Below are 24,159 nucleotides of genomic sequence, written 5' to 3'. Positions count from 1 at the left end.
GTTGCGGTTAGCGTGTAAACATGACGCAGCAGGTCAAGCGGGCTTTCATGTACCGCTTTCATCCCACGGACGAGCAGGCGGCGGAGCTGTCGCGCACGTTCGGTTGCGTTCGCTACGTGTACAACTGGGCACTGCAGCTGCGCTCGGAGGCGTACACCCTTCGCGGGGAGAAGATCGGTTATCCGGCAACGGACAAGGCGCTCACCGCTCTCAAGTCCAGCGAGGAGGCCGCGTTCCTGCGGGAGGTGTCCTCGGTGCCGCTTCAGCAGGCGTTGCGGCACCTCCAAGGTGCGTTCCAGGCGTTCTTCGACAAGCGCGCTCGATATCCGCGGTTCAAGTCCAAGAAGAGAGCGAGAACCTCGGCGACCTACACTCGCTCCGCGTTCCGATGGCGCGGTGGAGAGCTCTTCCTGGCGAAGATGTCTGATCGGCTGGACATTGTCTGGTCCCGTGCGTTGCCCAAAGGTGTGGAGCCAACCACGGTGACCGTGTCCCGAGACGGGGCAGGGCGCTGGTTTGTGTCCCTCCTCGTGGAGGACATGGTCAAGCCGCTGCGCAGAACGCGTACTGCGGTGGGTGTCGATGCGGGCGTTTCCAGCCTGGTGACGTTGTCCACCGGAGAGAAGATCGCCAATCCGAGACAGGAGAAACGTGAGCGGGCCCGCCTTGCGAGGGCACAACGGAAGGTGGCCCGCAAACAGAAGGGGTCGCGCAACCGGGCCAAAGCATGCGTCAAGGTGGCGAGGGTCCATGCCAGGATCGCCGACCGTCGTCGGGACTTCCTGCACAAGCTGACCACTCGACTCGTCCAGGAGAACCAACTGGTCGTGATCGAGGACCTGACCGTCCGAAACATGCTCAAGAACGGCAGTCTCGCGCGGGCCATCAGTGACGCGTCGTGGACACGGCTGCGTTCCATGCTGGAGTACAAGTGCGCTTGGTACGGGCGGGAACTCGTCGTCATCGACCGCTGGCACCCCTCCTCCAAGGCATGCTCCGCGTGCGGTCGGATCTGCGAGAGCCTTCCCTTGCACGTCCGTGAGTGGACGTGCAAGGGCTGCGGTACCCGACATGATCGGGACCACAATGCCGCGAAGAACATCTTGGCCGCCGGGCTGGCGGTTGCAGCCTGTGGAGCCGATGTAAGACCTCAGCGGAGGTTCATTCCGGATGAGGCAGTCGGCGGTGAAGCAGGAAACGCTGTGGCGCGAGCCGCGGCACTTCCCGCCTTTCGAGGCGGAAAGAAGGTCAATCGTACAGCTCCTCTTCGGCGAGGTACTTGACCAGCTCTTCCTTCTCGAAGAGGGCGAGCAGGTCGGCGCGGATGGGGTCGGTGCTCTCGCGGGTCAGGGCGATCTGGGCGGACACCGGGTCCGCGCCGCCCAACCCGCCCGTGGGATCGGTGAGTTGGCAGATCAGGTTGATGCGGCGCCAGTCGCGGTTCATGCCGGGGTGGTCCTCGCGGGTGTGTCCGCCGCGCGACTCGGTGCGCTCCAGCGCGGCCCGCGCCACGCACTCGCTCACCAGCAGCATGTTCCGCAGGTCCAGGGCGAGATGCCAGCCGGGGTTGAACTGCCGGTGCCCCTCCACTCCGGCCCGGCGGGCCCGTACCCGCAGGTCCGCCAGCTTCTCCAGTGCCTGTTCCATCTCGGCCTCGCGGCGGATGATGCCGACGAGGTCGTTCATGGTCTGCTGGAGTTCCTGGTGGAGGGTGTACGGGTTCTCGGGGGTGCGGGCAGCGGGGGCCTGGGGGTTGTCCCCCGGAAGAGCACTGTCCTGGCCGGGTTCGGGGCCCTCCGCCGAGAAGGGGCGCAGGGCCTCCGCCGCCGCCAGGTCCACCTCGGTGTCGTCGATCAGGGGGCGGCTGTCCGCGTGGTCGGCCGCGTGGTCCGCCGCGTGCCAGCCCGCTCTGCGGCCGAACACCAGCAGGTCGGACAGGGAGTTGCCGCCCAGCCGGTTGGAGCCGTGCATGCCGCCGGCCACCTCACCGGCCGCGAACAGCCCCGGTACCCCGCGTGCCGCCGCCGTGTCCGACTCGACCGCGATGCCGCCCATCACGTAGTGACAGGTCGGTCCGACCTCCATCGCCTCGGCCGTGATGTCGACGTCGGCCAGCTCCTTGAACTGGTGGTACATGGACGGGAGTCGGCGCCGGATGACCTCGGCGGGCATGCGCGTCGACACGTCCAGGAAGACCCCGCCGTGCGGTGAGCCGCGGCCCGCCTTCACCTCGGAGTTGATGGCGCGGGCGACCTCGTCGCGGGGGAGCAGTTCGGGGGGACGGCGGTTGTGGTCCGGGTCCTCGTACCAGCGGTCGCCCTCCGCCTCCGACTCGGCGTACTTCTCCTTGAAGACGTCGGGGATGTAGTCGAACATGAACCGCTTGTTCTCGGAGTTGCGCAGCACTCCGCCGTCCCCGCGCACCGACTCGGTGACGAGGATGCCCTTCACGGACGGCGGCCAGACCATGCCGGTCGGGTGGAACTGCACGAACTCCATGTTCAGCAGGGGCGCCCCGGCGAGCAGTGCCAGCGCGTGCCCGTCGCCCGTGTACTCCCACGAGTTGGACGTCACCTTGAAGGACTTGCCGATGCCACCGGTCGCGATCACCACGGAGGGCGCTTCGAGGACCAGGAAGCGGCCCGTCTCGCGCTCGTAGGCGAAGACGCCCGAGACACGGCTGCCATCCTTCAACACCCGTGTGACCGTGCACTCCTGATAGACCTTCAGGCGGGACTCGTAGTCGCCGGTCTCCTTCTTGTCCTCCTGCTGGAGCGACACGATCTTCTGCTGGAGCGTGCGGATCAGCTCAAGTCCCGTACGGTCGCCGACGTGCGCGAGGCGCGGGTACTCGTGGCCGCCGAAGTTGCGCTGCGAGATCCGGCCGTCCTGGGTGCGGTCGAAGAGGGCGCCCCAGGTCTCCAACTCCCATACCCGGTCCGGGGCTTCCTTCGCGTGCAGCTCGGACATGCGCCACTGGTTGAGGAACTTGCCGCCGCGCAGGGTGTCGCGGAAGTGGACCTGCCAGTTGTCGCCGGAGTTGACGTTGCCCATCGCGGCCGCGATGCCGCCCTCGGCCATGACCGTATGGGCCTTGCCGAACAGCGACTTGCAGATCACCGCCGTACGGGCACCGCGCTCGCGCGCCTCGATGGCGGCCCGCAGGCCGGCGCCACCGGCACCGACCACGACGACGTCCCACTCCTGTCGCTCGACCACGCTCATCAGAAGAACCTCGGATCGTTGAAAGCGCCTGAGGCGACCAGGTACACGTAGAAGTCGGCGAGCGCGACGCTGATCAACGACGCCCAGGCCAGCTGCATATGACGGTTGTTCAGTTTCCCGACGAACTGCCAGGCCTTGTAGCGCACGGGATGCTTGGAGAAGTGCTTGAGCTTGCCGCCGACGATGTGCCGGCAGGAGTGGCAGGAGAGGGTGTACGCCCAGATCAGCACGATGTTGGCCACGAAGACGAGGGTGCCGAGGCCCATGTGGCCCCAGTGGTAGTGCTCGTCGCGGAAGGTCAGCACGGTGTCGTACGTCAGCGTGCCCGCCACCAGGATCGCCGCGTAGAAGAAGTACCGGTGGACGTTCTGCAGGATGAGCGGGAAGCGGGTCTCGCCGCTGTACTTCTTGTGCGGCTCGGCCACCGCGCAGGCCGGGGGCGAGGCCCAGAAGCCCCGGTAGTAGGCCTTGCGGTAGTAGTAGCAGGTCAGGCGGAAGCCGAGCGGGAAGATCAGGATGATGATGGCGGGCGAGATGCCCCACCAGTTCCCGAAGAGATCGGCGTTCGGGCCCGCGTGCATGGTGCTGCACCGCTCGGCCAGACAGGGCGAGTAGAACGGCGAGACATAGGGCGCCGAGTAGTAGTTCGAGTCCGCGAAGGCCCGCCAGGTCGAGTAGACGACGAAGGCGAGCAGTCCGGCGGCGGTGACGGCCGGGGCCAGCCACCAGCGGTCGGTCCGCAGATGCGGGGCGTCGATCGCGGCGCGCGTACCGGTGTGTACGCCGCCGCTGTTCAGATGAGGTTCCGTACCAGTGGCCAAGTCAGGACTCCGGTCGGTTCAGGGTGCGTGGCGGTCGTGGGCGCCGAGTCCCTCGTCGTCCGAGTCCGTCCACAGCGTGTTGTCGTAGGGGGTGTCGGGGATGGAGACGAGATCGGGGCGCCGGGGGCGCTCGATCCCTGGTGCGGCGTCGCGCAGCAGCGCGACGCTCTCGCGCAACCGGTCGGCGTCGGCCTTGACCCTGCGCATTTCCAGGCCGCCGCTGCCGAATTGGTTCTCCAGCCGTCCCACCGACCTGAACAGGTCGTCGAGACAGCGCTGGACTGACGTCAGCTCGTCGTGCACGGACATGACGTGACCTCGCTTCCGTGGGCGTCGGCCCTGGACGGCAACGTTCATGCGCCTGCGAGTGTTGCGCGCCACACCTACCGGTGGGAAGCGGTGTGCACGGATTGGCCGGGGTGCGTTGGTGTGTACGGGGGCAGATTCGAACATTGCGCCGCACGGGTGGGCTTCCCGGCGCCCCTCGCCGTGTCGCCCCCTGGGGCCGAACCGTTTCCTCTTCAGTGGCCGCATAGATCTGATCAGCTCCATATAGCACCAAAAACGATCAGAAGCCCCGCGGTCCACCGGAGGTAGCAGTGATGTCCCACGACGACGTCAGACTGCGCGCGGTCATGCGCTCGGTCGTCTTCCTCACCGCGGGCGCGCTCGCGGTGCCCACCCTCGCGGCATGCGGCTCCGACGACGAGTCGGGCAAGCCGCTGGCCGGACAGGACATCGCGCCCGTCGGCCGTGACCTGGTCGCCGACGGCGGCACCCTGCGCTGGGCCGTGGACGACGTACCCGAGACCCTCAACACCTTCCAGTCGGACGCCGACGACGCCACCACCCGCGTCGCCCAGGCCGTGCTGCCCGCGATGTTCCGGCTCGACGCGCAGGGACGGCCGCAGCGCGACGCCGACTTCCTGGAGTCCGCGAAGGTCGTCGACACCGAGCCCAAGCAGGTCGTCCTGTACAAGCTCGACCAGCAGGCCGTGTGGAGCGACGGCCGCGAGATCGGTGCCGCCGACTTCGCCGCCCAGTGGCGCGCCCTGTCCGGCAAGGACTCCTCGTACTGGACCGCGCGCAACGCCGGTTACGACCGCATCGAGAAGATCGAGCGCGGCGCCAACAACCTTGAGGTCAAGGTCACTTTCAGCAGGCCGTACGCCGACTGGAAGGCGCTGTTCTCGCCGCTGTACCCCAAGGACGTCATGGGCACCCCGGACGCCTTCAACGACGGCGCGCGCCGCAAGCTGAAGGTCACCGCCGGCGCGTTCGCCGTGCAGAAGGTCGACCGCAAGGACAAGGAGATCGTCCTCGCCCGCAACCCGCACTGGTGGGGCCGGCCCGCGAAGCTCTCCCAGATCGTGCTGGCCGCCGTACCGCTGGACAAGCGGGCCGCCGCGCTCGCCGACGGCACGGTCGACCTCGCCACGATCGACCCCGTCGACGCGAGCCGCATCGCGCTCGCGGGCCGCGCCAAGGGCACCGGCACCCCGCTCCAGGGCGCGAGCGCGAGTTCCACGAGCGGCACGGAGAGCACGGAGAGCAAGGACGAGAACAAGGGCGAGAGCCCCAAGGAGAAGAAGAAGCTCAGCAAGAAGAAGCGCAAGGCACTCGCCAAGTACCTTGCCCAGCAGGACGAGTTGCGTGCCTTCACCGTCCGCCGCTCCTTCGAGCCCGCGTACACGCAGCTCGCCCTCAACGGCTCCGAAGGCCCCCTCGCCGACGAGCGCGTCCGGCGTGCCGTGGCCCGCGCGCTCGACCGGAAGGCGCTCGCCAAGGTCGTCCTCACCCCGCTGGGCCTGCCCGCCGTGCCGGTCGGCAGCCATCTCGCGCTCTCCGGGCAGGCCGCGTACGCCGACAACAGCGGTGCGCTCGGCGACCACGACACCGCGGAGGCGCAGGCACTGCTCACCGACGCCGGCTGGGTGGCCGGCGGACCGGTGAAGGAGAAGGGGGAGAAGGCCGCCGGGGCCGAGGGCAAGAAGAGCAAGAAGTCCGACGACGAGTCGGAGGGCGGCTCCGACGGGCAGTACATCGTCGGCGAGGACAACAAGGACCCGCAGGACCACACCAAGAAGCACGGGCACGGCGGCGAGGAGGGCTCCAAGCACCTCGCCGACGGCAAGCAGTACGACGGCCGCAAGGTGAAGCAGGGCGGTGCGCCCGGCGCGTACGCCCCGAAGGGCACCGCCGCCCCGGCCGGCGCGAGGACCGGCACGCTCGCCAAGGACGGCAAGCCGCTGACCCTGCGCTTCGTGCTCCCCTCCGGGACCGGCTCGGAGTCGCTGAGCGCGGTCGCCGAGAGCATCTCCCGCATGCTGGAGAAGGTCGGCATCCGCACCGAGATCACCAAGGTCTCCGACGACAGCTACTTCAAGGACCACATCGCGTCCGGCCAGTACGACCTCGCCCTCTACTCCTGGCCCGCGTCCGCCTACCCCGCCACCGACGCCCGCCCGATCTTCGCCAAGCCGGTCCCGGCCGCGGACGGTTCCCTGAACGTCGAGCAGAACTACACCCGCGTCGGCACCGACCAGGTCGACCAGCTCTTCGACCAGGCCGCCTCGACCCTCGACGAGGACGAGTCCGCCGCCCTGGTCCGCAAGGCCGACGCCCGCATCTGGGCGGCGGCCGGCTCCATCCCCCTCTACCAGCGCCCCCAGCTCACGGCCGCCCGCCGGACGATCGTCAACGCCGGCTCCTTCGGTTTCCAGACCCCGGTCTACGAGGACATGGGCTTCCTGAAGAAGGGGGCCCACCCCTCGGCGAGCCCGTCCAAGGGCTAGCATCACCGCAGATGACGAGCACGGCCGCCGTCCCGCAGGCAGTTGCGGGACGGCGGCCGTCGTACGGGGGTGGGTCGTGCGGGGTCGGGGTGCTGCGGTGGCCGCGGCGGTGCTGGCGGCGGGAGCGGCGGGTTGTGGTGTCACGGTGGGCGGGAGCAGGCTCGCCGCCGACGCGGCCACGATCTGCACGCACGGGACGTACGAGTGGTCCGGAGTCCAGCGTCGGCAGAAGGTGACCGCGCTCGCGGACCCGGTCACCTTCCCCAAGGGGACCGAGCACTACGAGTCGGACCTCGAGCCCGTCGACGACACCGTCTACCGGGTCAGCGTGTCGCAGGTGCCCAAGGGGGTCGGCGCGGCCCGTGTGATCAAGGCGCTGGGCGACCGGCTGAGGACGGACGAGCCCCTGGCCGATCCGTCGGAGGTGGTGCGGCCCGAGCAGTCCCAGTACTTCGAGGACACGGGGGATCTGGAGGGCCCGTACTACTCCTGGGGATGGATCGGCCTGGTTGAGGCCGATTTCACTTATACCTGTGGGTACAACGCGCCGGTGCGAGGCCATGTGCTGACCTGGGAGACGGTCGGTGAGGGGTTCCTGCCCTGCTCCGAGACCTCCGACGGCGCTGCCGGGCTCAGCGCGGGGCTGCGGCTGTGCCCGGCCGGAACGCCTGCGGGCGAGCCCGCCTGACTCCTCCCGACCCCACCCGCAATGCCCTGCGGAGGCCCTGTCCCCGTACGCCACGTACGATGGGGTAAGGCCGTGGCGTGTCCAGCCCGGCAGGGTCCGCGTAACACAGACATACGCGCAGGCCTTCCTCACTCTCCGGGAGTTCGCCGCAATATGGCCACGCGCCACGACATCCGCAACGTCGCCATCGTCGCCCACGTCGACCACGGGAAGACGACCCTCGTCGACGCCATGCTGAAGCAGGCCGGTGCCTTCGCCGCGCACGCCGCCGAATCGCTCGACGACCGAATGATGGACTCGAACGATCTGGAGCGTGAGAAGGGCATCACGATCCTGGCCAAGAACACGGCCGTGAAGTACCACCCGAAGGATGGCGGCGACGTCATCACCATCAACATCATCGACACCCCGGGCCACGCCGACTTCGGTGGCGAGGTCGAGCGCGGTCTGTCGATGGTGGACGCGGTGGTGCTGCTCGTCGACGCCTCCGAGGGCCCGCTGCCGCAGACCCGCTTCGTGCTCCGCAAGGCGCTCCAGCAGCGCCTGCCCGTCATCCTCTGCATCAACAAGACGGACCGCCCGGACTCCCGGATCGACGAGGTCGTCAACGAGACCTACGACCTGTTCCTGGACCTGGACGCGGACGAGGAGCAGATCGAGTTCCCGATCGTCTACGCGTGTGCGCGTGACGGTGTCGCCTCGCTGACCAAGCCGGAGAACGGCACGGTCCCGCAGGACAGCGACAGCCTGGAGCCCTTCTTCTCGACGATCCTGTCCCACGTCCCGGCCCCCGAGTTCGACGAGGCCGCCCCGCTCCAGGCGCACGTCACCAACCTGGACGCGGACAACTTCCTCGGCCGTATCGCGCTGCTCCGCGTCGAGCAGGGCGAGCTGCGCAAGGGCCAGACCGTCACGTGGATCAAGCGCGACGGCACCATGTCGAACGTGCGCATCACCGAGCTGCTGATGACCGAGGCGCTCACCCGCAAGCCGGCCGAGATGGCGGGCCCCGGTGACATCTGCGCCGTGGCCGGTATCCCGGACATCATGATCGGCGAGACCCTCGCCGACCCCGAGAACCCGATCGCGCTGCCGCTCATCACGGTCGACGAGCCCGCGATCTCCATGACCATCGGTACGAACACCTCGCCGATGGTCGGCCGGGGCGCCACCGGCAAGGGCGCCCAGGCCAAGGCGGCCGTCAAGGACCGCAAGGTGACGGCCCGTCAGGTCAAGGACCGCCTGGACCGCGAGCTGATCGGTAACGTCTCGCTGCGCGTGCTCGACACCGAGCGCCCCGACGCCTGGGAGGTGCAGGGCCGCGGTGAGCTGGCGCTGGCCATCCTGGTCGAGCAGATGCGCCGCGAGGGCTTCGAGCTGACCATCGGCAAGCCGCAGGTCGTCACGCAGATCATCGACGGCAAGGTGCACGAGCCGGTCGAGCGCATGACGATCGACGTGCCCGAGGAGCACATGGGCGCGGTCACGCAGCTCATGGGCGTCCGCAAGGGCCGGATGGACAACATGTCCAACCACGGCTCGGGCTGGGTCCGTCTGGAGTTCGTCGTCCCCTCCCGCGGTCTCATCGGCTTCCGTACCGAGTTCCTCACCGGGACGCGCGGTACGGGCATCGCCCACTCCATCCACGAGGGCCACGAGCCGTGGTTCGGTGTACTGACGACCCGTAACAACGGCTCGCTGGTCGCCGACCGCGCCGGTGCCGTCACCGCCTTCGCGATGACGAACCTCCAGGAGCGCGGTGTGCTGTTCACCGACCCCGGCACCGAGGTGTACGAGGGCATGATCGTCGGCGAGAACTCGCGCGCCGACGACATGGACGTGAACATCACCAAGGAGAAGAAGCTCACCAACATGCGCTCGGCCGCCGCCGACTCGTTCGAGGCGATCGTCCCGCCGCGCAAGCTCTCCCTGGAGCAGTCCCTGGAGTTCTGCCGCGACGACGAGTGCGTCGAGGTGACCCCGGAGTCCGTCCGTATCCGCAAGGTCGTCCTCGACCAGAAGGAGCGCGGTCGCTCCGCGAGCCGCGCCAAGCACGGCTGACATACCGGTACAGCTCAACTGAGCCCGGGCACCCCCGACTTGGGGGTGCCCGGGCTCAGCGCGTCGGCCGGGCAACCGTGATGATCTCGGGGCTCGCGGGGGCCAGCGGACTCCGGTCCCAGTCGCCGTACCGCTCGACGACCGTCAGTCCCGCCCCGGTGAGGAACCCGGTCAGGGCGTCCTCGTCCAGGAACCGCAGGGTCGACCGGCTGACCTGGGGGTGCGGCCAGCACTCGCCCTCGAAGGTTTCGGTGAACGTCACCCGGTCCGTCACCGGCGCGGTCTCTACCTCGTGCCACACCCGTACGACACCGCCGTCGGGGTCGGTGAGCCGGCGCTCCCGGTCGGGTGTCCAGGTCTCCCAGGCGAGGGCCGCCGGGTTCCGCGTCTCGAAGACGAACCGCCCCCCGGCCGCGAGCGCGGCCCGCACCGCAGCCAGCGCCAGGCCCAACTCCTCGTCGTGGACCAGGACTTGGAAGGCGTGCCCGGTCATCACCACGAGGTCGAACTCGCCGCGCCACTCCAGGGTCCGCAGATCTCCGAGCGCCCACTCGACACTGGGCTCCCGCCGCCGGGCCTGGACGAGCATCGCGGCGGCGGGGTCGATCCCCATGAGCCGCCCGGTGTGCCCCGCGCGCCGGGCCCCGCTCAGCAACCGCCCGGTGCCGCAGCCGACATCGAGCACGGCCCGGGCCGACATCACCAGGTCAAGACAGAAGTCGTCCCCCGGGCCCCATGGATGGAGACGGTCGTACCACGCGGCGAGGGGCAGGTCCGCGAACGAGCGATCCACCACCACGGCAGCCTGGCACACCCGATGGCACGGCACGACGGTGCCGGGCGCATTCTTGACGGGTTCTCAAGCGCGGAGACGGCTCTCGACGGCGGAGACCGTTCTCAACCGAGGAGGTGTCGGGTGCTGTTGCACCATGTCGAGCTGTGGGTCGCGGACCTGGAGCGGGCGGAGTCGTCGTGGGGATGGCTTCTGGAGCGCCTCGGCTGCGAGCCGTACCAGAACTGGCCCGTGGGGCGGAGCTGGCGGAGGGGGGAGACGTACGTCGTGATCGAGCAGTCACCGGCGCTGCGCCCGGACACCGGCCACGACCGGATGCGGCCGGGGCTGAACCACCTGGCTTTCCACGTGCCTGGCGGTCGCGCCGAATTGGACGCGTTGGTCGAGGCGGCACCCGGGCACGGCTGGACCCCGATGTTCCCGGACCGGTATCCGCACGCGGGCGGCCCGGAGCACTGCGCCGCCTATCTGGAGAACGAGGAGGGCTTCGAGGTCGAGTTGGTGGTGGAGGGATTCCCGCAGGGCGAGGTTGGCTGAATACAGGGATAACCCTTGTCCTCGCCCGGAATCCGCACAGGCCGGTCCATCCGCACTACTCTGCGGGTGGCGTGATCCTGTCCATGCCCGCTGTGTGTTCCCTGGATTCCCGCTGTGGCTCCGGGCGAATGCCTTTAGCGCGCGGACCTGTTGATTGCACAACGTTCGCGGAACCGCAACTAGATTTTCACCCGGTCCGCGTTCGGCATGCGGACATTCAGGACCGATAGGTGTGTAACAAGTCCGTTTCGCAGGGGTCTTTCACCAAACCCTTTGTCCGGATTTTGGAAGATGTACGCGTCAGGTGTGATCGAACCGAGACCTTGACGGTGTGGTTCGGCCTTCGCTCATGGCAGATAGTTAGGCGCGTAGAGCTCGGGTACGACGGGTCGGGCGCCGACATGAGGCGCAGGCTTGCGAGCCATGGGGGCACCGCCACATTTTCAGGCACCGGTGACGGTGTTGTGACGTGTGCTGTCCCGTGCAGTGAACCTTATGGATTCTTGAAGGAGGAGCCCATGCGCGGTGCGAAGAGTGCCAAGTGGGTCGCGATAGCCGCGGTTGTGGCACTGGGGGCAACCGCCTGCGGTGGTTCCAGTGATGACGACGGCAAGAGCGACAGCAAGGCCGCGATCAACCCGAACGGCACGTTCACGGTCGAGTCGGGCGAGCCGCAGAACCCGCTGCAGCCGGCGAACACCATGGAGTCCTACGGCAGCATCGTGATCAAGTCGCTGTTCACCGGCCTGGTGGACTACGACAGCAGCGGCAAGATCGTCATGATGAACGCCTCGTCCGTCGACACCACCGACAGCAAGACCTACACGGTCAAGCTGAAGGCCGGCTGGAAGTTCACGGACGGCACGCCCGTCACCGCCGACTCCTACGTCAAGGCCTGGAACTGGGCCGCGAACCCGGTCAACAAGCAGACCAACAGCTTCTGGTTCTCGGACATCGCGGGCTACGACGACGTCGCCCCGGCCAAGGGCAAGGCCAAGGCCACCGAGCTCTCCGGTCTGAAGGTCGTCGACGACAACACCTTCACCATCACGTTGTCGAAGGCGATCCCCTACTTCATCTACAAGCTCGGCTACGAGGTCTTCTCGCCGCTGCCCGAGTCCTTCTACAAGGACCCGGCCGCCGCCGGTCAGAAGCCGGTCGGCAACGGCCCGTACAAGTTCGTCAGCTGGGAGCACAAGAAGGCGATCACGGTCGCCAAGAACGCCGACTACAAGGGCTCGAACGCGGCGAAGAACGGTGGCGTGGTCTTCAAGAACTACTCCACCCCCGAGACGGCGTACGCGGACCTGAAGTCCGGCAACCTCGACGTCATCACCCAGGTCGCCCCGAAGGACCTGCCGGTCTACAAGCAGGACCTCGGTGACCGCGCGGTCGACCAGGCGTACTCCGCGATCCAGACCATCGCGCCGGCCTTCTACTCCAAGCAGTGGAAGGACATCAACCCGAAGGTCATCCAGGGTCTGTCCATGGCGATCGACCGCGACACGATCACCAAGACCGTCCTCCAGGGCACCCGTGAGCCGGCCACCGGCTGGGTCGCCAAGGGCGTTCTCGGCTACCAGCCGGACGCCGCGGGCGACGTCACCAAGTACGACCCGGCGAAGGCCAAGGCGCTCATCAAGGAGGGTGGCGGCGTTCCCGGCAACTCCATCACCATCCAGTACAACACCGACGGCGGTCACAAGGAGTGGGTGGAGGCCGTCTGCAACTCCATCACCAACGCCACCGGTGTGAAGTGCGGCACCGACCCGAAGGCCGACTTCCAGGCCGACCTCGACGCCCGTCAGGCGCACGAGGTCAAGTCCCTGTACCGCTCGGGCTGGGTGCTGGACTTCCCGATGAACGCCAACTTCATCCGTGACCTCTACGGCACCAAGTCGGACGGCAACCAGAGCGGCTTCTCCAACTCGACGATCGACAGCGAGATCGCCGCTGCCGACGGCGCCGCCACGCTGGACGACTCGGTGAAGAAGTACCAGGAGATCGAGAAGCAGCTCGCGAACTACATGCCGAGCATTCCGCTCTGGTACTACAAGGTCAACGCGGGCTACTCGGAGAAGGTCTCGGGCGTCAAGTTCGCCCAGGACGGAGACCCGATCCTGACCGGCGTTCAGGTCAAAAAGTAACCGCAGGCAATCCGTCGACCGGGGCGCGCAGAACGCGCCCCGGTTCGGCGGGAGCGGCCGGGGGGCCCTTTCCACACGTACCGCCGAGCGGTGCGCGCGGAAGGGGCCCGCCTGTTGCCGCCGCGACTTTTTTATGGAGGCACGATGGGGCGCTATGTCGCACGACGACTGCTCCAGATGATCCCGGTGTTCTTCGGGACCACCCTGCTCATCTTCCTGATGGTCTACGCCCTGCCCGGTGACCCCGTCCGAGGGCTGTTCGGCGACAAGGGCGGCAGTCCCCAGGTCATCGCCGCGCTGCGGCACCAGTACGGCCTGGACCAGAACATCTTTGTGCAGTACTTCAATTACATGAAGGGCATCATTCTGCACGCCGACTTCGGCACGCAGATTGCCAGCGGACGGCCCGTCACCGACGTGCTCGGCGACGCCTTCCCCGTGACCCTGCGCCTGGGCGGCTTCGCCTTCGTCATCGAGATCGTCCTCGGTGTCGGCCTCGGCGTCTACGCCGGTCTGCGCGCCGGACGCGCCGCCGACACCGGGGTGCTGCTCATCACCCTGCTGCTGATCTCGGTCCCGGTCTTCGTCCTCGGCTTCATCCTCCAGTGGATCTTCGCCGACGAACTCAAGTGGCTGGAACCGAACGTCAACGACCCATCGAATTACGGTCAGTTGCTGATGCCTGCGATTGTGCTGGCCACGGCGTCCCTCGCCTATGTGTCCCGGCTGACCCGTACGTCGATAGCGGAGAACATGCGCGCCGACTACGTCCGTACGGCCATCGCCAAGGGTCTGCCCCGGCGCCGGGTGGTCACCGTCCACCTCATGCGCAACTCGATGATCCCCGTGGTCACCTACCTCGGCACGGACATCGGCGGCCTGCTGGGCGGTGCCGTCGTGACCGAGGGCATCTTCAACATCCAGGGCATCGGCGGCACGATCTACCAGTCGATCGTCCGCCGCGAAGGCACCACCCTGGTGGGCCTGGTGACCGTCCTGGTCCTCGTCTATCTCGTCGCCAGCCTCCTTGTCGACCTGCTCTACGCGGTCCTTGACCCGAGGATTCGCTATGCCTGACATGACCAAATCCGACACCGTCACCGCCGCGCCGGACACCTCGGACGTCACCACGCCGGCCCCCAAGCCGCCGAAGTCCGAGAAGACCCGCAGCCTGTGGGGCGACGCCTGGCAGGACCTGCGGCGCAACAAGATCTTCCTCATCTCCTCGGTGCTGATCCTGCTGCTCCTGCTGATCACGTTCTTCCCCGGCTGGTTCACCAGCGGCAACCCGACCTACGGCGACCTGTCCAAGCACTACCTGCAGAAGCCGCAGCTCGGAAAGGTCTTCTCGACCGAGTGGCTGGGCTACGACCAGCAGGGCCGCAGCGTCTACGCCCGGCTCATCTACGGCGCCCGGGCCTCCATAGCCGTCGGCTTCGGCACCACGCTCGCCGTGACGATCGTGGGCGGTCTGGTCGGCATGATCGCCGGCTACTTCGGCGGGATCACCGACTCCATCCTGTCCCGGCTCGTGGACGTCTTCTTCGGCATCCCGTTCCTGCTGGGCACCATGGTCGTCCTCAACTCCTTCCCGGACCGCACGACCTGGGTCGTCATCGGCGCCCTGAGCTTCTTCGGCTGGACCCAGCTGGCCCGTGTGATGCGCGGCGCGGTGATCACCACCAAGCAGTCCGACTACGTCCAGGCCGCCAAGGCACTGGGCGCGAGCACCCCGCGCATCCTGTTCCGGCACATCCTGCCGAACACGCTGGCCCCGGTGATCGTCGTCGCGACCATCTCGCTCGGTGTCTACATCGGCTCCGAGGCCACGCTGTCCTTCCTGGGGCTCGGCCTCAACGGCGTCTCCTGGGGCAACGACATCTCCGACGGCGGCAGTTCGATCCGTATCGCCCAGTGGATCATGCTCTACCCGTCGATCCTGCTCACCATCACGGTGCTGGCATTCATCATGCTCGGCGAGGCGGTCCGCAACGCCCTTGACCCGAAGACGCGCTGAGGGAGGCGTACGTGACCATCATCGAAGAAGCAGCGCCGGTACCGGCGCCCCGCGACGGCGAGGACGCCCCTCTCCTCGAAGTGCGTGACCTGCACGTCGAGTTCGTCACCCGCGAGGGTGTCGTACGGGCCGTCAACGGCGTCAACTACAACGTCCACGCCGGCGAGACCCTGGCCGTGCTCGGCGAGTCCGGCTCGGGCAAGTCGGTGACCGCGCAGGCGATCATGGGCATCCTCGACATGCCGCCGGCCCGGATCCCGCAGGGCGAGATCCGGTTCCGCGGCCAGGACATGCTCACGATGTCCAACGAGGAGCGCCGCAAGCTCCGCGGCCGGCGGATCGCCATGATCTTCCAGGACGCGCTCAGCTCGCTGAACCCGGTGCTCTCCGTGGGCTACCAGATCGGCGAGTTGTTCCGCGTCCACCAGGGCCTCTCCAAGAAGGAGGCCAAGGCCAAGTCCATCGAGCTGATGGACCGGGTGAAGATCCCGGCCGCCGCGGCACGGGTGGACGACTACCCGCACCAGTTCTCCGGCGGTATGCGCCAGCGCATCATGATCGCCATGGCGCTGGCCCTGGAGCCGGACCTGATCATCGCCGACGAGCCCACCACGGCTCTCGACGTGACCGTGCAGGCCCAGGTCATGGACCTGCTCGCGGAGTTGCAGCGCGAGTACCAGATGGGGCTCATCCTCATCACCCACGACCTCGGCGTGGTCGCGGACGTCGCCGACAAGATCGCGGTGATGTACGCGGGCCGCATCGTGGAGACGGCACCGGTGCGCGAGCTGTACAAGCGCCCGGCGCACCCCTACACCCGGGGTCTGCTCGACTCCATCCCGCGCCTGGACCAGAAGGGCCAGGAGCTCTACGCGATCAAGGGCCTGCCGCCCAACCTGCTGCACGTGCCCACCGGTTGCGCCTTCAACCCGCGCTGCCCCAAGGCGCAGGACATCTGCCGTACGGAGGTCCCCGCGCTGGTTCCGGTGACCGAGCAGGACGGCACCGATCTGGTCGGCCGGGGTTCGGCCTGCCACTTCTGGAAGGAGACGATCCATGGCTGAGCTCAGCAAGAACGACGAGCAGCAGGAGGCCACGCCGAACGTCTCCGAGGTGGAGGTCGCCGAGGTCCGCTCCGAGACGGAGGCGGTCGGCGCCATCGAGGCCCCGGTCGACCGGGGCGAGCCGATCCTCCAGGTGCGGAACCTGGTGAAGCACTTCCCGCTCACCCAGGGCATCCTGTTCCGGAAACAGATCGGCGCGGTCAAGGCCGTCGACGGTGTCTCCTTCGACCTCTACCAGGGCGAGACCCTCGGCATCGTGGGCGAGTCCGGCTGCGGAAAGTCCACGGTCGCCAAGCTCCTGATGAACCTGGAGCAGGTCACCGCGGGCGAGATCTTCTACAAGGGCCAGGACATCACCAAGCTGTCCGGCCGCGCGCAGAAGGCCGTCCGCCGCAACATCCAGATGGTGTTCCAGGACCCGTACACCTCCCTGAACCCCCGGATGACGGTCGGCGACATCATCGGCGAGCCCTTCGACATCCACCCCGAGGTGGCCCCCAAGGGCGACCGGCGCCGCAAGGTGCAGGAACTCCTCGACGTCGTCGGTCTCAACCCCGAGTACATCAACCGCTACCCGCACCAGTTCTCGGGCGGCCAGCGCCAGCGCATCGGCATCGCCCGCGGCCTCGCGCTCAACCCCGAGATCATCATCTGCGACGAGCCGGTCTCCGCGCTCGACGTGTCGGTGCAGGCCCAGGTCATCAACCTGATGGAGCGTCTGCAGGACGAGTTCAACCTCTCCTACATCTTCATCGCGCACGACCTGTCGATCGTCCGCCACATCTCCGACCGGGTCGGGGTCATGTACCTCGGCAAGATCGCCGAGATCGGCAGCGACGAGCAGATCTACGACCACCCGACGCACCCCTACACCCAGGCGCTGCTGTCGGCGGTCCCGGTGCCCGACCCGGACGCCCGTGAGGGGCGCGAGCGGATCATCCTCACCGGTGACGTGCCGTCCCCGGCGAACCCGCCGTCCGGCTGCCGCTTCCGCACCCGCTGCTGGAAGGCGCAGGACAAGTGCTCGACCGAGGTCCCGCTGCTGGCGGTGCCCGAGCGCTTCCGCGGGGTGGACACCCCGGCGGCCCACGAGTCGGCGTGCCACTTCGCCGAGGTCAAGGACGTCGTGCACGCGGCTTGATCCCTACGGCCACCACTGGTTCCCGGCACCGTACGAGGTGCCGGGAACCGGCGTTTTCAGACCGGGTTCCGCACCCGCGCCCAGTGACAGGCCACCTGCGCGTCCCCGCCGCCGCCCAGCACCTCCAGGTCCTCGGTCCGGCACCGGTGGGCGACGCCCGCGCGATCCGCCTCTCCGCTCGCCAGGATCTGGCAGCGCGCCCGGAACCGGCAGCCGGTCGGGATGCGGGACGGGTCCGGGGGTTCGCCGGACAGCACCACGGGATCGCCGGGTGCCTCGGGCAGCACCGACAACAAGGCCTGGGTGTACGGATGTCGAGGGTCCGTCAGAACCTGCTCCGCGTCCCCCGTCTCCACGATCCGCCCCAGGTACATCACCGCGACCCGGTCGGCGATGTTCCACGCCAGGCCCAGGTCGTGGGTCACCACCAGGGCGGCCAGGCCGAGTTCGGTGCGCAGGCGCAGTAGAAGGGCGAGGATCTCGCCGCGCACGGAGGCGTCCAGCGAGGCCACCGGCTCGTCTGCGACGAGGAGTTCGGGTTCCAGGACGAGCGCGCCGGCGATCACCACGCGCTGCCGTTGCCCGCCGGACAGTTCGTGCGGATACCGCAGGAAGAACCGCTCGGGCGGCCGGAGCCCGGCCCGGCCCAACGCCCGCGCCACGACAGCCCGTTCGTCACCGACGCCGCCGTGGATCCGCAGCCCCTCGGCCACGGCGTCGTACACCGTGTGCCGGGGGTTGAGCGACCCGCTCGGATCCTGGAGCACGAGCTGCACACGTCTGCGGTACGCCTTCAACGCCCGGGACGAGTACCGCAGCGGCTCCCCGTCGAACGTGACCCGGCCCCCGGTCGGCGCCACCAGCCCGAGCAGCGACCGCGCCAACGTCGTCTTTCCGCACCCGGACTCCCCGACGAGCGCCACGACTTCCCCCGCCCGGATATCCAGATCGACCCCGTCCACGGCCCGAGCGACCGCACCACCACGCCGCGCGGGAAAGTCCACGCGCAGCCTTTGCGCACTGAGCAGGGGCGCCGGTGCCGGTGCCGTCATGAGGCACTCCTCGTGTCGCGGGGTGGAGCGGCTGGGGCTTGCGCGCTGCCGGAGTCCGGATCAAGGCCGATGAGTCCACCCGGCGCCCTGTCCTGACGGAAGCCGGAACCTGCCGCCCCTTCCGCCCGCTCCACAGCCTGACCGGGCAGCATGCGGTCGGCGGGGTCGGCGGGGTCGGCGGGGTCGGCGGGGTCGGCGGGGTCGGCGGGGTCCGTGGGCTCGCCAGGTCCGCCAGGCCCGGTCGGTTTGGTGGGCTCGGCAGGTCCGGTGGGGTCGGTGGGGTCGGCGGGGTCCGTGGGCTCGCCAGGTCCGCCAGGCCCGGTCGGTTTGGTGGGCTCGGCAGGTTCGGCGGGTCCGGTGGGTTGGGCGGGTCCGGTGGGGTCGGCGGGGTCCGTGGGCTCGGCAGGTTCGGCAGGTCCGGTGGGCTCGGCAGGTTCGGCAGGTTCGGCAGGCCCGGTGGGTTCGGCAGGTCCGGTGGGTTCGGCAGGTTCGGCAGGTCCGGCAGGTCCGGCAGGTCCGGTGGGTCCGGCAGGTCCGGTGGGTCCGGTGGGTCCGGTGGGTCCGGTGGGTCCGGTGGGTTGGGTGGGTTGGGCAGGTTGGTCGGCCTCGCCCGGCCCGCTAGGCCCGCTAGGCCCGCCAGGCCCGGTCGGTTCGGTGGGCTCGGTGGGCTCGGGGGGCTCGGGGGGCTCGGCAGGTTCGGCGGACCCGGTGGCTTCGGCGGAACCGCTGGGCTCGCTCGACTCAGCCGAGTCGGACGCCTTCCCGGTACCGACACCCCGCTTCGACACCTCGGCATCCGGCTCCGGCACACCATGGGCCGTCCCCGTCTTCGTCCCCACGGCTACCCCGGACGCACCGGTGCCGCCCCCCGGCGCAGCCACACCCGCAGCTGACGCAACCCCAACTGACGCGACCTCAACCTGCACAGCGTCACCCGCACCCCCCACCCGCACATGCACACAAGCCGCCCGCCGCCCCCGCCCGGCCTCCCGGAGGGGCTGGTCCTCGGTCGGGCAGGTCTTCAACGCCTCTGCGCAGCGTGGGTGGAAGGCGCAGCCGGAGGGGAGTTCCGAGGGGTCGGGCGGGTCGCCGGGGAGGCCGCGTGGGGCGAAGCGGGACGTCGGGTCGCCGATGTGGGGGAAGGAGGCCGACAGGGCCTTGGCGTAGGGGTGGAGGGCGGTTTCGTAGACCGCTCGGGCGGGGCCCTCCTCGATCACCCGGCCCGCGTACATGACCACAAGACGGTCGCAGAGGTCGGCGAGGACCGCCAGGTCGTGGCTGATCATCAGTAGGCCGACCTGCTGGTCCGTGACCAGGTGTTCGATCAGGCCCAGGATCTGCGCCTGGATCATCACGTCCAGCGCGGTGGTCGGTTCGTCGGCGATGATCAGCTCGGGGGCGCAGGCCAGGGCCATGGCGATCATGACGCGTTGGCGCTGGCCGCCGGAGAGTTCGTGCGGGTACGCGCTCGCGCGGGCCGCCGGCAGCCCGGCCTGTTCCAGCAGTTCCCCGGCACGGCGCCTGGCCTGTGCCGCCGTCGCCCCCTGGTGCAGCAGCACCGGTTCCGCGATCTGGTCGCCGATGCGGTGCACGGGGTTGAGGGAGTGCATCGCGCCCTGGAAGACGATCGAGGCACCGGCCCAGCGGACCGCCCGCACCCGCCCCCACCGCATCGTCAGCACGTCCTCCCCGTTCAGCAGGATCTCCCCGGCCACCCGCGTCCCCGGCGGCAGCAGCCGTAGCAGCGCGAGGGCCAGGGTGGACTTGCCGCAGCCCGACTCGCCCGCCACGCCCACTTTCTGACCGGCCGTCAGGGTCAGGTCGACGCCCCGCACCGCCGCGATGCCGCCCGGGTACGTCACTTCGAGGTTCCGGACCTCCAGGAGCGTCAACTCGCCACCCCCAGCCGGGGGTTGAGGACCGACTCCACCGTACGCCCGCACAGCGTGAACGCCAGCGCGACCACGGCGATCGCGATACCGGGCGGCACCAGATACCACCAGTCGCCGGAACTCACCGCACCCGCCTCCCGGGCGTCCTGGAGCAGCCCGCCCCACGACACCACCGTCGGATCCCCGAGCCCCAGGAAGGCGAGGGTCGCCTCCGCGAGGATCGAGGAGGAGACCATCAGGGTCGTCTGGGCCAACACCAACGGCATGACATTGGGCAGCACGTGCCGGGACATCACGTGCCAGTGGCCGCCGCCGAGCGCCCGCGCCCGTTCGATGTACGGCCGTGACTCCACCGCCAGCGTCTGCGCCCGCACCAGCCGGGCCGTCGTCGGCCAGGTCGTCACGCCGATCGCCAGGATCACCGTCCCGAGCGAGCGGGACATGACGGTGGCCAGGGCGATCGCCAGCACCAGCGTCGGCATGACCAGGAACCAGTCGGTGATCCGCATCAGCACGGTCCCGTACGCGCCCCGGAAGTGCCCGGCGGTGATCCCGACCGTCGCGCCGATCGCCACCGACAGCACCGCCGCGAGCAGGCCGACGAGCAGCGAGACCCGCGATCCCCACACCACCAGGCCCAGCAGGTTGCGGCCGAACTGGTCGGTGCCCAGCGGGAATCGGGCGCTCGGGCTCTCCAGCGGACCGCCCGGCGCGGCGGTCACGCTCGACACGTCGGAGCCGACCGTCAGCGGCGCGGTGAGCGCGACCAGGGCGAAGAGGCCGAGCGCGGCCAGGCCGACCAGTCCGGCGCGGTGGGTGCGGTACCGCGTCCAGAACCGTACGGCGGACCGGCGGCGGCGCTGCCACGCGAGCGATCGCGGACCTGACCGTGTGACGGAGGGAGTGGTCATCGGCCCACCCGGGGGTCGAGCAGCGGATAGACCAGGTCCGCCAGTGTGTTCATGACGATCACCGCCGCGGCGAAGAAGAGGAACAGCCCCTGGACCAGGGGCAGATCGGGCACGCTCAGGGCCTGGTAGAACAGCCCGCCCAGGCCGGGCCAGGAGAAGACCGTCTCCACCAGGATCACCCCCGCGACCGTCCGGCCGAGGTTGACGAAGACGAGGGTGACGGTGGGCAGCAGCGCGTTCGGCACCGCGTGCCGGCGCCGGACCAGGTCGTCCCGAAGTCCCTTGGCCCGCGCGGTCGTCAGATAGTCGCTGCCCATCTCGTCGAGCAGCGCCGAGCGGGTGACCAGCAGCGTCTGCCCGTACTCGACCGCGACCAACGTGACCACGGGCAGGACCAGATGGTGGGCCACGTCCAGGACGTACGCGAAGCCCTCCTTGCCGCCCGTCTCCATGCCGCCCGTCGGGAAGAGCCCGGGGATCGGGCCCACCCCCACGGAGAACACGATGATCAGCAGCAGCCCGAGCCAGAACGACGGGATCGAGTAAAGGGTCAGCGCCAGACCGGTGTTGAGCCGGTCGGAGAGGCTGCCGTGCCGCCATGCCGAGCGCGTGCCGAGGAACATGCCGAGCGCGGTGTACAGCACGAAGGCCGTGCCGGTGAGCAGCAGGGTGTTCGGCAGCGCCTCGCCGATCTTGTCGATGACCGGCGCCCGGAACTGGTACGACGTCCCGAGGTCGCCGGTGAGCGCCTTGCCGCAGTAGTCCGTGAACTGCTGCCACAGCGGCAGGTCGAGCCCGAACTCCCGGCGGTACTCGGCCAGTTGGGCGGACGAGATCGGCCGGCCGCCGGTCATCGTCTTGACCGGGTCGCCCGGGATCAGCCGGAACAGGAAGAACCCGGTGACCAGCACGGCCAGCAACGAGACGACGGCGCCGCCCAGTTTGCCGCCGACGTAGCGGACGTAGCCGGACCGGGCGGTGCCCGCCTCAGGTCCGGCCGTCTCCTCCACCAGTACTGACGGTACGTCAGCCGTCATCAACAGCCCTCCCGTGCACCGCTGTTGAGGATCGGTGCCATCGGCTACTCCCGGTCCTCGGCGGTCGCCCGGCGCCGTAGCGCGAACAGGACCACCGCACCGACGACCACCAGACCCCCGACGGCGATGCCGGTGATCGCCCCGCCGGAGAGCCCGCCGGACGACGAACCGCTGGAGGCCGTCGGCACCGCGGACCACCAACTCCAGTACCCGTCCTGGCCGTAGATGTTGCCCGCGGCGCTGGGCATCGTCTCGATGGACTTGATCTGGTCGGTGCGGTAGGCCTCGACGGCGTTCGGGTACGCCATCACGTTCATGTACCCGAGGTCGTACAGCCGGGACTCCATCTGCTTGACGAGGTCCGCGCGCCCGGCCGGGTCGTACTCGGCCAACTGCCGGGCGTAGAGCGCGTCGTACGTCTTGTCGCAGACGAAGTTGTCGGTCGCGCCGATGTCCTTGGGCGTGGCCGGGAGGGCCGCGCAGGTGTGGATGGACAGGACGAAGTCGGGGTCGGGGTTGACGGACCAGCCGTCGAAGGCGAGGTCGTACTTGCCCGCGAGCCAGGGGTCGGTGACGTTGTCGAGGCAGTCGAGCGTCACGCCGATGCCGAGCTTGCCCCACCACTCCTTGAGGTACTGGCCGACCGCCTTGTCGTTGGGGTCGGTGGCGTGGCACAGCAGGCGGTAGGTGATCGGCTTGCCGTCCTTGCCGACGCGTTCGCCGTCGCCGTTCTTCTTGTAGCCCGCCTCGTCGAGGAGTTGGGCCGCCTTGGCCGGGTCGTAGGAGAGTGCCTGGCTCGCGGACGGTTTCCAGAAGTAGGTGGAGAAGCGCGGCGGGATGTAGCCCTCGCCCTCGACGGCGTGGCCCTGGAACACCTTGTCGATGAGGGTCGTGCGGTCGACCGCCATGAAGAGGGCGTGCCGGACGTTCTCGTTCAGGAGGGAGGGGTCGCCGTCGCCGAAGTGCTGTCCGTTCTTCGCCCGGGCGCCGGGGTTGGTGGCGAGGGCGTAGAAGCGGCGGCCGGGGGCGTCGTTGACCTTGATGTCCTTCTCGCCCTTGAGGGAGGCGGCCTGGGCGGGGGTCAGGGACGGGGAGCCGGCGACGAAGGAGACCTCGCCCTTGCGCAGGGCGGCCACCGCCGCGTCCTGGTCCTTGTAGTAGCGGAAGACGAGTTCGTCGAACTTCGGTGCCCCGCGCCAGAAGGACTTGTTGGCCTTGAGGCGGACGTAGCTGTCGGCCTTGTAGTCGGTGAGGACGAACGGGCCGTTGCCGACGATCGGGAAGGTCTTGTCGTTGGTGAACTTGGAGAGGTCGCCGGCCTTCGACCAGATGTGCTCGGGCACGATCGGGACGTCGAGCGCGGTCATCGTGGCCTGCGGCTTCTTCAGCTGGATGACCAGCTGGGTGGGGCTCGGGGCGGTGACCTTCGCGAAGTTGGTGACGAAGCTGCCGTTGGCCGTGGCGGCGCCCGGGTCGGTCATCATCGTGTTGAACGTCCAGGCCGCGTCCTTCGCGGTGGCCTGCTGCCCGTCGGACCACTTGGAGTTCGAGCGGATCGTGTACGTCCAGGTCAGCTTGTCCGGTGACGACGTCCACCTGGTGGCGAGACCCGGGATCGTGTGGTTGTCCTTGGGGTCGTAGTTGGTGAGGTAGTCGTACATCAGCCGGCCGATGCTCGTGCTGACCAGGCGGCTCGCCAGGAACGGGCTCAAGGAGTCCACGCTCTGTGCGACGGCGACGGTGAGGACCTTGTCGCTCTCCTTGGCCTTGGCCTCGGCCTGTTGCGGTGCCGGATCGAGAGGGGTGGCGAGCGCCGCGGTGAGGGCGAGGGCACCGGCCGCTCCGGCTACCAGCCGGTGTAAGTGACGGGGTCGCGGTCTTCCGGTGCGTGAGTGCTCTGTGCCGTTCCGGTCCTGAGTGCTCATGGTCCTGACCTCGCGCTGGTGACGCCGGGCTGGGTTGAAGAGTGTGTCTATCA

Annotated in this window: 17 protein-coding genes and 2 pseudogenes; 10 read left to right on the top strand and 9 right to left on the bottom strand. The window is 68.8% G+C overall.

Features of this window, described 5'->3' with window-relative positions:
- Positions 1-20: 20 nt before the first annotated feature.
- A pseudogene (locus ACIRRY_RS35630) lies at positions 21-1,197 on the top strand (RNA-guided endonuclease InsQ/TnpB family protein); the annotation flags it as partial.
- Positions 1,198-1,248: 51 nt separating this feature from the next.
- On the opposite strand, the gene ACIRRY_RS35625 reads toward ACIRRY_RS35630, so the two are convergent.
- Genes ACIRRY_RS35625 through ACIRRY_RS35615 form a run of 3 tightly spaced genes read right to left on the bottom strand, consistent with a single transcriptional unit; the run spans position 1,249 to position 4,355 of the window.
- The gene (locus ACIRRY_RS35625) at positions 1,249-3,225 is read right to left on the bottom strand and encodes a fumarate reductase/succinate dehydrogenase flavoprotein subunit (RefSeq protein ID WP_403981152.1); all 1,977 of its coding nucleotides are present in this window, start codon (positions 3,223-3,225) and stop codon (positions 1,249-1,251) included.
- Complete coding sequence (locus ACIRRY_RS35620; RefSeq protein WP_403981149.1) at positions 3,225-4,046, bottom strand: hypothetical protein; 822 nt, start codon at positions 4,044-4,046, stop codon at positions 3,225-3,227. The genes ACIRRY_RS35625 and ACIRRY_RS35620 overlap by 1 nt, the downstream gene beginning before the upstream one ends.
- An 18-nt stretch (positions 4,047-4,064) precedes the next feature.
- Positions 4,065-4,355, bottom strand: a complete 291-nt coding sequence (locus tag ACIRRY_RS35615; RefSeq protein ID WP_019058435.1) for a hypothetical protein — start codon at positions 4,353-4,355, stop codon at positions 4,065-4,067.
- A 293-nt stretch (positions 4,356-4,648) separates the two neighbouring features.
- On the opposite strand from ACIRRY_RS35615, the gene ACIRRY_RS35610 reads away from it, so the two are divergent.
- The 3 genes from ACIRRY_RS35610 (at position 4,649) to typA (ending at position 9,590) form a co-directional block, all read left to right on the top strand.
- Positions 4,649-6,841, top strand: coding sequence for an ABC transporter family substrate-binding protein (locus ACIRRY_RS35610; RefSeq protein ID WP_403981147.1), 2,193 nt, complete (start codon positions 4,649-4,651; stop codon positions 6,839-6,841).
- Between the two features lie 97 nt (positions 6,842-6,938).
- Complete coding sequence (locus tag ACIRRY_RS35605; protein ID WP_403981144.1) at positions 6,939-7,529, top strand: hypothetical protein; 591 nt, start codon at positions 6,939-6,941, stop codon at positions 7,527-7,529.
- A 153-nt stretch (positions 7,530-7,682) separates the two neighbouring features.
- Positions 7,683-9,590 (top strand): translational GTPase TypA, encoded by a 1,908-nt coding sequence (typA, locus tag ACIRRY_RS35600; RefSeq protein ID WP_403981141.1) that lies wholly within the window; start codon positions 7,683-7,685, stop codon positions 9,588-9,590.
- Positions 9,591-9,645: 55 nt separating this feature from the next.
- On the opposite strand, the gene ACIRRY_RS35595 is transcribed toward typA, so the two are convergent.
- The gene (locus ACIRRY_RS35595; RefSeq protein WP_403981138.1) at positions 9,646-10,386 is read right to left on the bottom strand and encodes a class I SAM-dependent methyltransferase; all 741 of its coding nucleotides are present in this window, start codon (positions 10,384-10,386) and stop codon (positions 9,646-9,648) included.
- A gap of 123 nt (positions 10,387-10,509) precedes the next feature.
- Between ACIRRY_RS35595 and ACIRRY_RS35590 the strand changes: the two genes are divergently transcribed.
- The 6 genes from ACIRRY_RS35590 (at position 10,510) to ACIRRY_RS35565 (ending at position 17,289) form a co-directional block, all read left to right on the top strand.
- Complete coding sequence (locus ACIRRY_RS35590; protein WP_403981477.1) at positions 10,510-10,920, top strand: VOC family protein; 411 nt, start codon at positions 10,510-10,512, stop codon at positions 10,918-10,920.
- A gap of 518 nt (positions 10,921-11,438) precedes the next feature.
- Positions 11,439-13,067 carry an ABC transporter substrate-binding protein gene (locus ACIRRY_RS35585; RefSeq protein ID WP_403981135.1) on the top strand — a complete coding sequence of 543 codons (1,629 nt, stop codon included), beginning with the start codon at positions 11,439-11,441 and terminating at the stop codon, positions 13,065-13,067.
- 144 nt (positions 13,068-13,211) lie between these two features.
- Entirely contained in the window at positions 13,212-14,144 is a 933-nt protein-coding gene (locus tag ACIRRY_RS35580) for an ABC transporter permease (RefSeq protein WP_403981133.1), read from the top strand.
- Positions 14,137-15,084: an ABC transporter permease gene (locus tag ACIRRY_RS35575; RefSeq protein WP_403981130.1), complete on the top strand. Its 948-nt coding sequence runs from the start codon at positions 14,137-14,139 to the stop codon at positions 15,082-15,084. Before ACIRRY_RS35580 ends, ACIRRY_RS35575 begins: the two co-directional genes overlap by 8 nt.
- Before the next feature lie 11 nt (positions 15,085-15,095).
- On the top strand, positions 15,096-16,148 hold the full coding sequence (locus ACIRRY_RS35570) for an ABC transporter ATP-binding protein (RefSeq protein WP_403981127.1): 1,053 nt from the start codon (positions 15,096-15,098) through the stop codon (positions 16,146-16,148).
- On the top strand, positions 16,141-17,289 hold the full coding sequence (locus ACIRRY_RS35565; RefSeq protein ID WP_403981124.1) for an ABC transporter ATP-binding protein: 1,149 nt from the start codon (positions 16,141-16,143) through the stop codon (positions 17,287-17,289). Before ACIRRY_RS35570 ends, ACIRRY_RS35565 begins: the two co-directional genes overlap by 8 nt.
- Positions 17,290-17,345: 56 nt before the next feature.
- Here the strand turns inward: ACIRRY_RS35565 and ACIRRY_RS35560 are convergent, their stop codons facing one another.
- The 5 genes and pseudogenes from ACIRRY_RS35560 to ACIRRY_RS35540 form a co-directional block, all read right to left on the bottom strand.
- Positions 17,346-18,341 (bottom strand): oligopeptide/dipeptide ABC transporter ATP-binding protein, encoded by a 996-nt coding sequence (locus ACIRRY_RS35560; protein ID WP_403981122.1) that lies wholly within the window; start codon positions 18,339-18,341, stop codon positions 17,346-17,348.
- Positions 18,342-19,284: 943 nt separating this feature from the next.
- Positions 19,285-20,233, bottom strand: a pseudogene (locus ACIRRY_RS35555) (ABC transporter ATP-binding protein); the annotation flags it as partial.
- Complete coding sequence (locus tag ACIRRY_RS35550; RefSeq protein ID WP_403981120.1) at positions 20,230-21,144, bottom strand: ABC transporter permease; 915 nt, start codon at positions 21,142-21,144, stop codon at positions 20,230-20,232. The gene ACIRRY_RS35550 and the pseudogene ACIRRY_RS35555, both read right to left, overlap by 4 nt.
- Positions 21,141-22,181, bottom strand: a complete 1,041-nt coding sequence (locus tag ACIRRY_RS35545) for an ABC transporter permease (protein ID WP_403981119.1) — start codon at positions 22,179-22,181, stop codon at positions 21,141-21,143. Before ACIRRY_RS35545 ends, ACIRRY_RS35550 begins: the two co-directional genes overlap by 4 nt.
- Positions 22,182-22,225: 44 nt before the next feature.
- Positions 22,226-24,106 carry an ABC transporter substrate-binding protein gene (locus ACIRRY_RS35540; RefSeq protein WP_403981118.1) on the bottom strand — a complete coding sequence of 627 codons (1,881 nt, stop codon included), beginning with the start codon at positions 24,104-24,106 and terminating at the stop codon, positions 22,226-22,228.
- Between the last annotated feature and the right edge of the window lie 53 nt (positions 24,107-24,159).

The organism is Streptomyces sp. NPDC101776 (assembly GCF_044766845.1).
GTDB lineage: Bacteria > Actinomycetota > Actinomycetes > Streptomycetales > Streptomycetaceae > Streptomyces.
The sequence above is the reverse complement of the archived record's forward strand: the minus strand, read 5'-3'. Positions and strand labels throughout refer to the sequence as shown.

What these genes read in the sequence shown, in the direction of transcription:
- ACIRRY_RS35625 (WP_403981152.1), bottom strand. Translation starts at nt 3,225, where the DNA reads ATGAGCGTGGTCGAGCGACAGGAGTGGGACGTCGTCGTGGTCGGTGCC.
- ACIRRY_RS35615 (WP_019058435.1), bottom strand. Translation starts at nt 4,355, where the DNA reads ATGTCCGTGCACGACGAGCTGACGTCAGTCCAGCGCTGTCTCGACGAC.
- ACIRRY_RS35610 (WP_403981147.1), top strand. Translation starts at nt 4,649, where the DNA reads ATGTCCCACGACGACGTCAGACTGCGCGCGGTCATGCGCTCGGTCGTC.
- typA (WP_403981141.1), top strand. Translation starts at nt 7,683, where the DNA reads ATGGCCACGCGCCACGACATCCGCAACGTCGCCATCGTCGCCCACGTC.
- ACIRRY_RS35585 (WP_403981135.1), top strand. Translation starts at nt 11,439, where the DNA reads ATGCGCGGTGCGAAGAGTGCCAAGTGGGTCGCGATAGCCGCGGTTGTG.
- ACIRRY_RS35580 (WP_403981133.1), top strand. Translation starts at nt 13,212, where the DNA reads ATGGGGCGCTATGTCGCACGACGACTGCTCCAGATGATCCCGGTGTTC.
- ACIRRY_RS35575 (WP_403981130.1), top strand. Translation starts at nt 14,137, where the DNA reads ATGCCTGACATGACCAAATCCGACACCGTCACCGCCGCGCCGGACACC.
- ACIRRY_RS35565 (WP_403981124.1), top strand. Translation starts at nt 16,141, where the DNA reads ATGGCTGAGCTCAGCAAGAACGACGAGCAGCAGGAGGCCACGCCGAAC.
- ACIRRY_RS35560 (WP_403981122.1), bottom strand. Translation starts at nt 18,341, where the DNA reads ATGACGGCACCGGCACCGGCGCCCCTGCTCAGTGCGCAAAGGCTGCGC.
- ACIRRY_RS35550 (WP_403981120.1), bottom strand. Translation starts at nt 21,144, where the DNA reads ATGACCACTCCCTCCGTCACACGGTCAGGTCCGCGATCGCTCGCGTGG.
- ACIRRY_RS35545 (WP_403981119.1), bottom strand. Translation starts at nt 22,181, where the DNA reads ATGACGGCTGACGTACCGTCAGTACTGGTGGAGGAGACGGCCGGACCT.
- ACIRRY_RS35540 (WP_403981118.1), bottom strand. Translation starts at nt 24,106, where the DNA reads ATGAGCACTCAGGACCGGAACGGCACAGAGCACTCACGCACCGGAAGA.